This is a genomic window from Inquilinus sp. NPDC058860, assembly GCF_042743185.1.
In the GTDB taxonomy this organism is placed as follows: domain Bacteria; phylum Pseudomonadota; class Alphaproteobacteria; order DSM-16000; family Inquilinaceae; genus Inquilinus.
Genome location: NZ_JBHYMS010000045.1, coordinates 26,136 through 38,712 on the forward strand (window position 1 = coordinate 26,136; position 12,577 = coordinate 38,712).

The following is a 12,577-nucleotide window of genomic DNA, read 5'->3' on the forward strand; positions in this document are numbered from 1 at the left end:
TTGGCTCCCGGCGGCGGACCGCCGGGAGCGCTGGGGATCAGAGATCGGCGTTGGCGACGATGTCGGCGAACTGCTTGGCCGCGTCCGCCGCCGACATCTCCGGCGTGTTCCAGAACAGGGTGATCAGGTCGTTGATCTGGCCCTCGACGTCGTTGCTGAAGCCCAGCGCGGTGTTGGGGATCTGGTTGTTCACATCCGCCAGCACCTTCTGGCCCGCCTGGGCGCAGGGGTCGAGCGTGCCGACATCGGCGTCGAGCCGGGCCGGCAGCGCGCCCTTGAACTGGTTGAACTTGACCTGCAGCGCCGGGTCCATCATCACCTCGGCCAAGAGCTTCTGCGCCTTGGCCTTGGCCTCGTCGTTGATCTTCGGGAAGACGAAGACATCGACGGTCAGGATGTAGGCGTCCTGCGTGCCCGGGGCCAGGACGCAGCCGAACTCCTTGCCCGGGGTCAGCCCGGCGGCGGCGAACTCGCCCTTGGCCCAGTCGCCCATGATCTGCATCGCCGCCTTGTTGGTGGCGACCAGCATGGTGGTGTCGTTCCACTTCCGGCCGTTGTGGCCCTCGTCGACATAGCCCTTGAGGCGGCGCAGCGTCTCGAACGCCTTCACCGTGCCGGGACCGCCGGCGAGGTCGGCGTCGTGGTCGACATAGATCTTGCGGTAGGTGTCCTTGCCGGCGGTGCCGGCCAGGACGGCGCCGAACAGCAGCCCTTCCTGCCACGGCTCGCCGCCGAGGCCGAAGGCGATGTAGCCCTTGGCCTTGATCTTGTCGGCGACCGTGAAGAACTCGTCCCAGGTCTTGGGCGGCTCGACCCCGACCTCGGAGAAGATCTTGGTCGAGTACCACATCCAGTTGTTGCCGTGGATGTCGGTCGGCACCGCCACCATGTGCCCGTCATAGGTGGCGTTCTTGACGATCAGCGGCGGCAGCACCTTCTCCCAGCCGCCCGCGGCGGCGAGGTCGTCGAGCTCGGTCAGGAGCCCCTCCTCCGCCAGCTTGCGCACGGCGACGCCGATGTTCCACTGCGCCGCCGACGGCGGGTCGCCGCCGGCGATCCGGTTCATGGCCGAGGCGCGCGCCGCGGTGCCGCCGACCACGGCGCTGTCGATCCAGGTGCCGCCGCGCTTCTTGAACTCCTCGGCGAACACCCCGATCGCCTTGGATTCGCCGCCGCTGGTCCACCAATGGACCACGTCGACCGTCTGCGCGGTTGCCGTTCCTGCTGCTCCCGCCGCTATTGCACCGCAAAAAGCCGCGGACAACAGAAGTCGTTGAGGAAAATACATAAGATTCCTCCCTCGATTTATTCGGTTTACCGGCCTATCGAACCCATCACCGCCCGCAGAACGGGTGGCGAACACTGGAACTGCAGCGCATTCCGTATTTTGACCGGATCGTACAATCGATTACATTGAGGCGTCAACCGCGGAATCGAGGAACGAATATTGTCCTCCCCCATGAACGGGCGGAACCGCACCCGGATGGTCGACATCGCCCGGCTGGCCGGGGTTTCGGTGGCGACGGTGAGCCGGGCGCTGACCGGATCGCCCCTGGTCACGGCCGAGACGCGCGAGCGGATCGAGGCGGCGGTGCGCCAGACCGGCTATGCCGTGAACCCGCTGGCGCGCGGCCTGCGCCGGCAGGAGGCGCGGCAGATCCTGGTGCTGGTGCCGGACATCGGCAACCCGTTCTTCTCCGAGGTGCTGCTGGGAATCGAGGAGGAGGCGGCGGCGCGCGGCTTCAGCATGCTGGTCGGCAACACCGCCAAGGACCCGGCGCGCGAGGACCGGCATGCCGGCCAGATGCTGACCGGCGCGGTCGACGGGCTGATCCTGGTGAACGGCCGGCTGCCGCCGCGGCTGCTGCGCGACCGCGACTTCGACGGCCGCATCGTGGCGGTGTCGGAGGCCATCCCCGGCGGACGGGTGCCGGTGGTCGGCATCGACAACGCGGCCGCGGCGGCCGCGGTCGTGGCCCATCTGGCCGGGCTGGGCCACCGCCGCATCGGCCACATCGCCGGGCCGCAGAGCAACATCCTGACGCGGCAGCGCCTGGCCGGCTACGGCGCCGGGCTGCGCGCCGCCGGCCTCCGCGACGAGCCGGATCTGGTCCGCCACGGCGACTTCACCATCCCGAGCGGCGAGTCGGCGATGACGGCGCTGCTGGACCTCCCCGCCCCGCCGACTGCGGTGTTCTGCAGCAACGACGAGATGGCGATCGGGGCGATCCGGGCGCTGCGCATCACCGGGCGCGAGGCGCCGCGCGACGTGGCCGTGGCCGGGTTCGACGACATCCAGTTCGCCGGCACCTACGAGCCGCCGCTGACCACGATCCGCCAGCCGCGCCGCCGCATGGGGGTAGAGGCGATGGCCCTCTTGGGCCGCCGCATCGCCGGCGAGCCCGGCGCCGGCGGCGACGTCACCCTGCCCTTCGCGCTGGTGGAGCGGAGGAGCAGCATGGGGTAAGCGACTCGCCCCTTCCATATTGACGCCGCCCCCGTTCCCGGCTTTAGCTGTTAGAACGCAATAACGCTACATGCTTCGTTATTGCGGAATAACAGGAGGCCGGGATGACCGACATGCTGGTCAAGCTCTATGCGCTGGAGCCGCCGACGGAGTCGCGCGCGGCGATGGCCGCTGCCGGCATCACCATCCGCCCTGCCATCGCGCCGGAGAAGCGCGCCGTCGCCCGCTGGGTGGCGGAGCGCTTCGGCGACCGCTGGGCCAGCGAGGTCGAGATCGCCTTCGCCCACCAGCCGGTCGGCTGCCTGGTCGCGGTCCGGGATGGCGCCCTGCTGGGCTTCGCCTGCCACAACGCCACCGCCATCGGCTTCTTCGGCCCCACCGGCGTCGACCCCGGCCAGCGCGGCAAGGGGATCGGCGAGGCGCTGCTGCGCGAGACCATGGAGGGGATGCGCCACCTCGGCCACGCCTACGCCATCATCGGCGGCGCCGGGCCGGTCGCATTCTACGAGAAAATCGTCGGGGCGATCGAGATTCCGGGTTCCACAAGTGGTCTATACCACGGCATGATACGGCCCGAGACGGATTGATCCGGAGGCACGGCCCCGATCGCACCGGGCCGGCCCCGCCGCAGAGACGGGAGGTTCTCAGACGTGACCGCATCCAGGCCCGGCCGGCCCCTCGCGCTCGTCCTTGGCATCCAGCGGCCGACCCTGTCGGCGGACGAGCTGGCCTTCTTCCGTGAGGCCAACCCCTACGGCCTGTTCCTCGGCCGCCGCAACATGAAGGACCCGCAGCAGCTGCGCGCTTTGTGCGCCGCCTTCCGCGAGGCGGTGGGCCGGCCGGATGCGCCGGTGCTGACCGACCAGGAGGGCGGCCGCGTCTCACATCTCGATTCCGGCGCCTGGCCGCTGTTCCGCAGCTTCCGCAGCTTCGGCCGGCTGGCGGAGAAGGATCTGCCGGCGGCGAAACGGGCCATCCGCCTGTCCTCGGTCGCCATGGGCCGGATGATGCGCGAGGTCGGGCTGAACAGCGCCTGCTCGCCGGTGCTCGACCTGCTCATGCCCGGCGCCGACGCGGTGATCGGCGAGCGCGCCTTCGGCGGCGATCCGGAGCTGGTGGCGGCGCTGGGGCGGGAGGTCGTCGACGGCTTCCTCGAGGTCGGGCTGATGCCGGTGATGAAGCACATCCCCGGCCATGGCCGCGCCACCGAGGACAGCCACAGGACCCGGCCGGTGGTGACCGCCGACGCGGCGACCCTGGATGCCACCGACTTCCTGCCCTTCGCCCGGCTGCGCGACACGCCCTGGGCGATGGTCAGCCACGTCGTCTACAGCGCCTTCGACCCCGACCGCCCGGCCTCGGTGTCGCCGGTGATCACCCGGGAGGTGATCCGCGGCCGCCTGGGCTTCGACGGCGTGCTGATCTCCGACTGCGTGTTCATGAACTCGCTGCAGGGCGAGGTGCACGACCGCGTCGCCCAGGTGCTGGACGGCGGCTGCGACATCGCCCTGCACTGCCATGGCGAGCTGCCGGAGATGCAGCGCGCCGCCGCCCGGGCCCGGCCGCTGGACGACGCCGCGGCCGCCCGGCTGGACGCGGCGGAGCGGCGCCTGGGCGCCGCCCCGGCCGACGTCACGGCGCTGCACGCCGAGGTCGAGGCCCTGCTGGCCGCGGCCTGATCCTGACGGACCGCCGGCCCGTCCCGCGGGGCCGGCGCATCGACGATCAACGATAAAACAGACGCATGGAGGCCAATGTCATGAGGCAGAAGAAGTCGGCATTCCTGCTCGCGGCCGCGCTGCTGGCGGCGTCGAGCGCCACGGCCCTCGCCCAGTCCGTCCTGACGATGCATATCGAGGAGGAGACGAACTGGGTGCGGAACTTCAACCCGTTCAACCGCACCGCGTACCGGCAGAGCACGATGGATTTCATCTACGAGCCGCTGGTCGTGTTCAGCAAGGCGCAGAACAACAAGCCCTACTACCGGCTGGCCACGGCGATGAGCCTGGCCGACGACCTGAAGGCGGTGACCTTCGACCTGCGCGAGAACGTGCAGTGGTCGGACGGCAAGCCCTTCACCGCCGACGACGTGATCTTCAGCTTCGAGCTGATGAAGACATTCCCGGCGCTGGATTTCAACAGCATCTGGCAGGTGATCTCCGGAGTCGAGAAGCTGAGCCCGACCAAGGTGAGGTTCACCTTCAAGGAGCCGACCGCCCTGGGCCCGGAGAAGATCGTCGAGATGCCGATCATCGCCCAGCACGCCTGGAAGGACGTGGCCGATCCGGTCACCTATCTGAACGAGACCCCGGTCGGCACCGGGCCGATGACCGAGATCGCCCGCTTCACCCCGCAGGTCTACGAGCAGTGCCGCAACCCGCATTACTGGGACGCGGCGTCGCTGAAGGTGGACTGCCTTCGCTTCCCGCAGATCGCCAGCAACGACCAGGCGCTGACGGCGGCCAATGCCGGGGAGCTGGACTGGTTCGCCTCCTTCCTGCCGGACATCGACAAGACCTATGTCGCCGCCGACAAGGACCATCACGGCTACTGGTTCCCGCCAGGCAGCCTGGTGGCGGTGATCATGAACCTGGAGAGCCCGGATCCGGCCCATCGCAAGGCCTTCGACAGCGTCGACTTCCGCCGCGCCGTCAGCATGGCGATGGACCGCGACGCCATGGTCAACGTCGCCGGCTACGGCTATCCGACCCTGAACGACGATCCCGGCACCTTCGGCAAGCGCTTCGAGGGCTGGGCCGACCCGAAGGTGAAGGAGACCTACGGCAAGTATACCCAGTACGACCTGGAAGCGGCCAAGGCGCTGCTGGACCAGGCCGGCTTCAAGGACAAGGACGGCGACGGCTTCCGCGACACGCCGGACGGCGAGAAGCTGTCCTTCGACCTGATCGTGCCGAACGGCTGGACCGACTGGATCAGCACCTCGCAGATCGCGATCGAGGGCCTCAACGAGATCGGCATCGACGTCAAGCTGGCGACGCCGGACGGCGCGGCCTGGCGCCAGAGCCTGCTGGACGGCAGCTTCGACATGGCGCTGAACTCCTGGTATGTCGGCGCCACGCCCTACTACCAGATGGACGACGCCTTCCATTCCCGCAACAAGGGCAAGACCCGGTTCGCGGCGCAGCGCTTCTTCGACCCGAAGCTGGACCAGCTGCTGGACGCCTATACCCAGACCACCGACGACACCAGGCGCAAGGACCTGCTGGACCAGGCGCAGACGCTGCTGGCGGAGAAGCTGCCGGTGGTGCCGATCTACAACAACCCGATCTGGTACGAGTACAACTCGAAGCGGTTCACCGGCTGGGCCACCGCCGACAACCCCTTCGTCAGCCCGCAGAACTACGACCCCAACCACGAGCGGCTGCTGCACCTGCTGGCGCTGAAGCCGGTTCAGTAAGGACACCGTCCGGCGCGGGGCCGACGGCCGGCCCCGCGCCACCCCTGCCCCCGCATCCGAGGACCGGGAATGGCCTTCGTCGCCCGACGACTGTTCTTCTACCTGGTCGCCTTCCTGGTGGCCGCGAGCATCAACTTCCTGATCCCGCGGCTGATGCCGGGCGACCCGATCGACATCATGTTCTCGCAGTCCGGCACAAGGCTGTCGGTCGAGAACCTGGCGGCGCTGAAGGCCACCTTCGGCTTCGTCGACGGACCCTTGTGGCAGCAGTACCTGACCTATCTGGGCAGCGTCTTTACCGGCGATCTCGGCGTCTCGGTGAAGTACTTCCCGATCCCCGTCTCCGACGTTCTGGGCCGCGCCCTGGTCTGGACCCTGGTGCTGATGGGCGGGGCGACGCTCCTGAGCTTCGCGCTCGGCACCCTGCTCGGCATCGTCGCCGCCTGGCGCCGCGGCAGCCGCTTCGACGTCGCGGTGTCGACCACCGCCATCGTCTCCACCGCCACCCCGGCGGTGGTGGTGGCGCTGTTCGGGCTGTTCGTCTTCGGCTTCACCCTGCAGTGGTTCCCGACCGGCTACGCCGCCGACACCTCGATCGACCCCGCCTTCTCCGCCGAATACATCCTCAGCGTGATGTACCACGCGATCCTGCCGGTCATCACGCTGTCGGTGGTGCTGACCGGGGACTTCCTGGTCACCATGCGCAACAACATGATCAACCTGCTGGGCGAGGACTACATCACCATGGGCCGGGCCAAGGGCCTGGCCGACCGGCGGGTGATGCTGATGTACGGCGCCCGCAATGCCCTTCTGCCCGGCGTCACCAACCTGGCCATCGCCATCGGCAAGATCCTGGGCGGGTCGCTGGTGACCGAGGTGGTGTTCAACTATCCCGGCCTCGGCAACACCCTCTACAAGGCGATCCTCGGGCGCGACTATCCGGTGATCCAGGGCCAGCTGCTGATCATGACCCTGGCGATGCTGACCGCGAACTTCCTGGCCGACATCGCCTATGCCCGGCTCGACCCCCGGCTGCGCAGGAGCTGAACCATGCGGATGATCCTGGCCGCCCTGTCCAACCGCAAGGCCGCGATCGGCCTGTTCATCGTCACCTTCCTGGTGGTGATGGCGCTGATCGCGCCACTGTTGACCGACTACAACCCGTCGCGCCGGGTCGGCCGGCCGCATGAGCCGCCCTCGGCCACCCATGTGCTGGGCACCACCCGCAACGGCTACGACGTCTTCTCCCAGCTGGTCTACGGCGCCCGCACCTCGCTGGCGGTCGGCTTCGGCGCCGGGCTGCTGATCACCGTGATCGGCACCGCGGTCGGCATCGCCGCCGGCTATCTCGGCGGCAAGACCGACGAGGCGCTGAACTTCGCCACCAATGTCGTGCTGGTGATCCCGAACCTGCCCCTGCTGCTGGTGCTGGCCGCCTTCATCGGCCAGGCCAGCCCGCTGGTCATCGCCCTGATCATCGGCGCCACGTCCTGGGCCTGGGGCGCGCGGGTGACCCGGGCCCAGACCTTCGCGCTCAGGGAGAAGGAGTTCGTGCGCTCGGCCGAGATGATCGGCGAGCCGCGCTGGCGCATCATGCTGGTCGAGCTGCTGCCGAACCTGGTGTCGATCGTCGGCATCAACTTCATCGGCAGCGTGATCTATTCCGTGATCACGGAGGCGACGCTGGAGTTCCTCGGCCTCGGCGACCCGCAGACCATCTCCTGGGGCATCATGCTGTTCAACGCCCAGAACGCTTCGGCCATGGCCGTCGGGGCATGGTGGGAGCTGTTGTCCCCCTGCGCCGTCCTGGCCCTGCTCGGCGCCGGGCTGTCGCTGATGAACTTCGCCATCGACGAGGTCGCCAACCCGCAGCTGCGCATCGGCCGGTCGATGGCGCGCTGGAAGCGGCTGGCCCGGCTGCGGGAGGCGCGGCCGTGAGCCCGGATATGAGCGTGGTTCCGCCCAAGCCGCTGCTGTCGGTGCAGGGTCTGACCATCGACTATGTCGGCGACCGCGGCGACTTCCGGGCGGTCGACGACGTCAGCTTCGAGATCGGCCGCGGCGAGGTGTTCGGCCTGGCCGGCGAATCCGGCTGCGGCAAGAGCACCATCGCCTTCGCCATCACCCGGCTGCACAAGCCGCCCGCCCTGATCAGCGGCGGCGAGATCCGCTTCGGCGGCCAGGACGTGCTGCGCCTGGACGGCGAGGCGCTGCGCCGCTTCCGCTGGCACGAGGTCGGCATGGTGTTCCAGAGCGCGATGAACGCGCTGAACCCGGTGCTGACGGTCGAGGCCCAGTTCCGCGACGTGCTGGCCGCCCACACCGGCTGCAGCCGGGCCGAGGCGCATGACCGCGCGGTCGAGCTGATGCGCATGGTCGACATCGACCCGGCGCGGCTGCGCGACTATCCGCACCAGTTCTCCGGCGGCATGCGCCAGCGCATCGTCATCGCCATCTGCCTGGCCCTGAACCCGAAGCTGATCGTGATGGACGAGCCGACCACGGCGCTCGACGTCGTGGTCCAGCGCGAGATCCTGCAGCAGATCGACGGGCTGCGCCGCAGGCTCGGCTTCTCGATCCTGTTCATCACCCACGACCTCAGCCTGATGGTGCAGTTCTGCGACCGCATCGGCGTGATGCTGAAGGGCAGGCTGGTCGAGGTCGGGGCGGCGCAGCAGATCTTCCGCGCGCCTGCTCATGACTACACGCGGAAGCTCTGGGCCTCCTTCCCCTCGGTGCACGGGGCCCGGCGCACGGCGCTGCAGGACGCGGCGGAGGCGACGCCATGACCCCCCTCCTCGCGCTGGAGCGCGTCGGCAAGCGCTTCGGCCCGCTGCAGGCGCTGGACGACGTCTCGATCGACCTCCATGCCGGCCGGGCCCTGGCGCTGGTCGGCGAATCCGGCAGCGGTAAGACCACCTGCGCCCGCATCCTGATGCTGCAGCACCAGCCGACATCGGGCCGGGTGCTGTTCCGCGGCCGCGACGTCGCCGCGTTGCACGGCACGGCCGAGCTGCTGGCCTATCGCCGCGCCGTGCAGATGGTGTTCCAGGACCCGTTCGGGTCGCTGAACCCGGTCCACACCATCTTCCACCACATCGCCCGCCCCCTCGCCCTCCATGCCGGCATCGCCGACCGCAAAGCGCTGAACGCCCGGGTGATGGAGCTGCTGGCGGCGGTGGAGCTGGAGCCGGAGACGACGGCGCCGAAATACCCGCACCAGCTGTCCGGCGGGCAGCGGCAGCGGGTCAACATCGCCCGCACCCTGGCGGTCGGGGCCGAGGTGGTGCTGGCGGACGAGCCGACCTCGATGCTCGACGTCTCGATCCGGCTCGACGTGCTCAACCTGCTGGAAAGGATGAAGCGCGAGCGCGGCATGGCCTTCCTCTACATCACCCACGACATCGCCACGGCGCGCTACGTCGCCGAGGAGATCGCGGTGATGTATGCCGGCCGGATCGTCGAATGGGGCGACACCGGCGCAGTGATCGATGCGCCGCAGCACCCCTACACCCAGCTCTTGCTCTCCGCCGTGCCGGACCCGGAGCGGCCGTTCGACGGCGAGGCGTCGCAGCTGCAGGCCGACCTCGTCGCCCGGGCTCGCGATGCCGCGCGGATGACGGGCGGCGTGCGCCAGATCGCCGGCAACCACTTCGTCCGCGCGGCGTAGCGTCAAGACTCAGCCGGGCCAGGTCGTCCTTCAGGCACCGGCGGTCTCCGTGGGAGCTTCGGCGAGGAGGCGGGCGCGCGCTTCCACGGCCGCCCTGACAGATGTGACAAGCTGTTCCGGAAACCCGCGCGGTAACGACGCAATGACGGCGCCGGTCTGTTTTACCGCGTTCTCGGCAAGATCTTTGAAAATGGCCTGCATCAGCGGCGTGCCGACGCCGGCCAGCGCGGCGGTCTGCAGGAAGTGGCGGGGCATGATGGCATCGACCGGGTAGTGCCGGTTCCGTCCTACGGACATGGCGAGCTTGAACTCCTTGTGCCGGATTTGGCCGCCATCGAGGCTCGGCTGCGCGGTCAGAACGTCGTAGAGCCGGGTCAGGCGGAAACGCCCGCCGGGGCCCAGAGCAATGCTGAAGTTCTTGGCATGGCCGTCCGTGGCCCCAATCATCCAGAAAAGAATGCAGGCGCGCATGAATGTGGCGATGTCGTCATCGGGCGTGTCGCTGCCTTTGAGGAGCTGGATGATGTCGCGCATTCCCGGACCGCCCTCGGACTGGTACTTGCGCGTGGGCGGCACGGAGAGAGCCTGACAGATATCTTCCTGCGGCAGGCGCAATAGGCGGCCGTCTTTTGTCCAGCGGCGGTCGAAACGTTCGACAACGAGCGTCCGCCGCCCCCCGAAATCGGCGATTTCGGCATCAGCCGTCGGCACGCCGAGGGCGGCGAGCAGCTTCAGGCAGAGAAACTCGTTCTCAACGCTATTCGATAGGTCGATGCCGTTCGGCAGCTGACCGATCTGCGGCTTGAGAATGTGTGTGGTGGCGGTTGTGCCAACCGGTTTGAGCCACTGGCCGTTCATCCGCAGCAGGGCGGTCTTTTCCTGCGCGCCCGCGATCGAGATGCGAAAGTCCTCGTCCTCGCCCATGCCCAGCGGCGCGCTTGCCAGATTGTTGACGATCGCAGCGACCTCTTCGTCGCTGACTGGCTTGCCGTCGACAGCGCCGGCCGGACCGGGGTCGATACCGCCCGGAAGAAATTGCAGTGCGCCTGCACAGTCACGGCCGAGGGCCGCCAGCAGGCTGTAGGCGTCGGTGCCGCGCGCCCCGACGCGCTCGGCGACGCGCCTGCGGATGGCGTCGCTGTCCGGGAGCAGGTTGTCGAAGACGTTAATGACCGGCACGCCGACATAGCGATCCTCGCGCAAGGGCAGCGAGAGCGAGACCGGAAAGGTGCTCTCCCAGTCGAGCCAGTCGCGGGCGTACTGGAAATCGATCGCGCCGGTGGATTCGCGACGCAGTACGCCGACAAGGCGTCCGTTCAGGAAAACGTTCAGGGGCACATGGGCCCGGCGGCGCGCCATCAGAACAGGTCCTCGATATCGGCGGCGCTCGCCTTGCTGCGGGGGCGGACGACAAGCTCAAGGTCAAGGGCGGACAGGGCGGCCATCAGCGTGCGCAGTTGGACGGCGGGCTGCCCGGCTTCCAGGCGAGAGACCGTGGCCTGCCGCAAATGGATATGCTCGCCGAGCGCTCCCTGCGTCAGGCCGGCCTGTTTGCGGGCCCGGCGCAAGATGGCACCGAGCTGATTTTCGCTGCGTGCGATCTGGTCCGCCATGAGAACCTCCACGTCAAGAGATATACGTGAAGGCGTATTATGAATCAATATACGGGGTCGCGCATAAAATTTCTATATACCCGAACCCGTATAATAGACACATATACGCGGATCCGTATATACGCCTCCTGCCTGCCAAGCTAGGAGCAATCATCTCACCGTCAGCCTGCCTGACTGACGACCGGACAAGGCTCGAAACCGATCCGACGATTCAGGCTTGCCGTCGCCCGGCCTCCTCGCTTACCGTGTTTGAGAAATCGGTTTCTCACATCAATGAACAAGTCCAAAGGAACGGGCGTGAGAAACCACTTTCTCAACAGGATGCGACCGGGCTCGGCATGGACCAGAGGTCACCACGATCCGCTCCGAACGGGCCCGGCCGGCCGGTGACCTTGCGCGACGTGGCGCGGGCCGCCGGGGTCAGTGTCGCCACCGCGTCCAAGGCGCTGAACGGCCACGGCCGGATGGCGGAGGAGACGCGGGAGCGGATCCGGCAGGCGGCCAAGGCGCTGGGCTTCCGGCCGAACGGGCTGGCGCAGAGCCTGTCGCGACAACGCAGCTTCACCGTCGGGCTGCTGACCAACGACACCTATGGCCGCTTCACCCTGCCGGTGATGGCCGGCATCGCCGACGCGCTGGTCGACAACGGCGTCTCGGTCTTCCTGTGCAACATCGAGGACGACCCTAGGCTGGCCCAGACCCATGTCGACGCCATGCTGGAGAAGCGGGTCGACGGCATCATCGCCTCGGGCAAGCGGATCGACCGCCATCTGCCGGTCGACCTGTCGAACCTGGGTATCCCGGTGATCTACGCCTTCACCGAGCCCGACCCGGAGTCGATCGGCTTCGTCTCCGACGACGAGGCCGGGGCGCGGCTGGCGGTCGAGCACCTCGCCCGGCTGGGGCGGCGCCGCATCGCCCATGTCACCGGCCCGTCCAGCTTCCGCGTCGTGCACCAGCGGGCCAAGGCCTATCGCGACGTGCTGCGCGAGGCCGGGCTGGAGGAGCCCGAGCAGGGCGTGCTGACCGGACACTGGACCGAGGCCTGGGGGCATGAGGCCGCCGGCTACCTGTTCGACGGCATCGGCCGGCCGCCCGACGCGGTGTTCTGCGGCAACGACCAGATCGCCCGCGGCGTGGTCGACGCGCTGCGCGAGCGCGGCCGCCGCGTGCCGGACGACGTCGCCGTGATCGGCTTCGACAACTGGGAGATCGTCGCCGCGGCGACGCGCCCGCCGCTGACCACGGTCGACATGAACCTGAAGCAGCTGGGCCGCGAGGCCGGGTTGACCCTGCTGAAGCTGGTCGACCGCGAGCCGATCGAACCGGGCATCCGCAAGCTGCCCTGCCGCCTGGTGGTGCGGGCGTCCTGCGGCGCCCCGCCTGGCTGAGCGGCCCAACCGGATCAA

The 12,577-nt window shown here is 68.5% G+C and carries 12 protein-coding genes; 9 read left to right on the forward strand and 3 right to left on the reverse strand.

Annotated features, from left to right (window positions below; genetic code table 11):
- Nucleotides 1-37 precede the first annotated feature (37 nt).
- Nucleotides 38-1,195: an ABC transporter substrate-binding protein gene (locus tag ACFW16_RS25850; protein WP_380310489.1), complete on the reverse strand. Its 1,158-nt coding sequence runs from the start codon at nt 1,193-1,195 to the stop codon at nt 38-40.
- A 264-nt stretch (nt 1,196-1,459) separates the two neighbouring features.
- Here ACFW16_RS25850 and ACFW16_RS25855 point away from each other — a divergent pair, with 264 nt between their 5' ends.
- From ACFW16_RS25855 to ACFW16_RS25890, 8 genes are all read left to right on the forward strand, one after another.
- Nucleotides 1,460-2,467: a LacI family DNA-binding transcriptional regulator gene (locus tag ACFW16_RS25855; RefSeq protein WP_380310491.1), complete on the forward strand. Its 1,008-nt coding sequence runs from the start codon at nt 1,460-1,462 to the stop codon at nt 2,465-2,467.
- Between the two features lie 104 nt (nt 2,468-2,571).
- On the forward strand, nt 2,572-3,054 hold the full coding sequence (locus ACFW16_RS25860; RefSeq protein ID WP_380310493.1) for a GNAT family N-acetyltransferase: 483 nt from the start codon (nt 2,572-2,574) through the stop codon (nt 3,052-3,054).
- A 63-nt stretch (nt 3,055-3,117) separates the two neighbouring features.
- A complete protein-coding gene (locus ACFW16_RS25865; RefSeq protein WP_380310495.1) occupies nt 3,118-4,146 on the forward strand; it encodes a glycoside hydrolase family 3 N-terminal domain-containing protein in 1,029 nt (342 codons plus the stop codon).
- Between the two features lie 80 nt (nt 4,147-4,226).
- Nucleotides 4,227-5,885: an ABC transporter substrate-binding protein gene (locus ACFW16_RS25870; RefSeq protein ID WP_380310497.1), complete on the forward strand. Its 1,659-nt coding sequence runs from the start codon at nt 4,227-4,229 to the stop codon at nt 5,883-5,885.
- Nucleotides 5,886-5,954: 69 nt separating this feature from the next.
- Nucleotides 5,955-6,932, forward strand: a complete 978-nt coding sequence (locus ACFW16_RS25875; RefSeq protein WP_380310499.1) for an ABC transporter permease — start codon at nt 5,955-5,957, stop codon at nt 6,930-6,932.
- A 3-nt stretch (nt 6,933-6,935) separates the two neighbouring features.
- Nucleotides 6,936-7,823, forward strand: coding sequence for an ABC transporter permease (locus tag ACFW16_RS25880; protein WP_380310501.1), 888 nt, complete (start codon nt 6,936-6,938; stop codon nt 7,821-7,823).
- Between the two features lie 14 nt (nt 7,824-7,837).
- Nucleotides 7,838-8,674: an ABC transporter ATP-binding protein gene (locus ACFW16_RS25885; protein WP_380310503.1), complete on the forward strand. Its 837-nt coding sequence runs from the start codon at nt 7,838-7,840 to the stop codon at nt 8,672-8,674.
- A complete protein-coding gene (locus tag ACFW16_RS25890) occupies nt 8,671-9,555 on the forward strand; it encodes an ABC transporter ATP-binding protein (RefSeq protein ID WP_380310505.1) in 885 nt (294 codons plus the stop codon). Before ACFW16_RS25885 ends, ACFW16_RS25890 begins: the two co-directional genes overlap by 4 nt.
- Nucleotides 9,556-9,585: 30 nt before the next feature.
- On the opposite strand, the gene ACFW16_RS25895 is transcribed toward ACFW16_RS25890, so the two are convergent.
- Together ACFW16_RS25895 and ACFW16_RS25900 are read right to left on the reverse strand one after the other, a co-directional pair.
- On the reverse strand, nt 9,586-10,914 hold the full coding sequence (locus ACFW16_RS25895; protein ID WP_380310507.1) for a type II toxin-antitoxin system HipA family toxin: 1,329 nt from the start codon (nt 10,912-10,914) through the stop codon (nt 9,586-9,588).
- The gene (locus ACFW16_RS25900; protein WP_380310509.1) at nt 10,914-11,168 is read right to left on the reverse strand and encodes a helix-turn-helix domain-containing protein; all 255 of its coding nucleotides are present in this window, start codon (nt 11,166-11,168) and stop codon (nt 10,914-10,916) included. The genes ACFW16_RS25895 and ACFW16_RS25900 overlap by 1 nt, the downstream gene beginning before the upstream one ends.
- A 386-nt stretch (nt 11,169-11,554) precedes the next feature.
- Here ACFW16_RS25900 and ACFW16_RS25905 point away from each other — a divergent pair, with 386 nt between their 5' ends.
- On the forward strand, nt 11,555-12,559 hold the full coding sequence (locus ACFW16_RS25905; RefSeq protein ID WP_380310511.1) for a LacI family DNA-binding transcriptional regulator: 1,005 nt from the start codon (nt 11,555-11,557) through the stop codon (nt 12,557-12,559).
- Nucleotides 12,560-12,577 lie beyond the last annotated feature (18 nt).

What these genes read in the sequence shown, in the direction of transcription:
- ACFW16_RS25855 (WP_380310491.1), top strand. Translation starts at nt 1,460, where the DNA reads ATGAACGGGCGGAACCGCACCCGGATGGTCGACATCGCCCGGCTGGCC.
- ACFW16_RS25860 (WP_380310493.1), top strand. Translation starts at nt 2,572, where the DNA reads ATGACCGACATGCTGGTCAAGCTCTATGCGCTGGAGCCGCCGACGGAG.
- ACFW16_RS25870 (WP_380310497.1), top strand. Translation starts at nt 4,227, where the DNA reads ATGAGGCAGAAGAAGTCGGCATTCCTGCTCGCGGCCGCGCTGCTGGCG.
- ACFW16_RS25875 (WP_380310499.1), top strand. Translation starts at nt 5,955, where the DNA reads ATGGCCTTCGTCGCCCGACGACTGTTCTTCTACCTGGTCGCCTTCCTG.
- ACFW16_RS25895 (WP_380310507.1), bottom strand. Translation starts at nt 10,914, where the DNA reads ATGGCGCGCCGCCGGGCCCATGTGCCCCTGAACGTTTTCCTGAACGGA.
- ACFW16_RS25880 (WP_380310501.1), top strand. Translation starts at nt 6,936, where the DNA reads ATGCGGATGATCCTGGCCGCCCTGTCCAACCGCAAGGCCGCGATCGGC.
- ACFW16_RS25890 (WP_380310505.1), top strand. Translation starts at nt 8,671, where the DNA reads ATGACCCCCCTCCTCGCGCTGGAGCGCGTCGGCAAGCGCTTCGGCCCG.
- ACFW16_RS25900 (WP_380310509.1), bottom strand. Translation starts at nt 11,168, where the DNA reads ATGGCGGACCAGATCGCACGCAGCGAAAATCAGCTCGGTGCCATCTTG.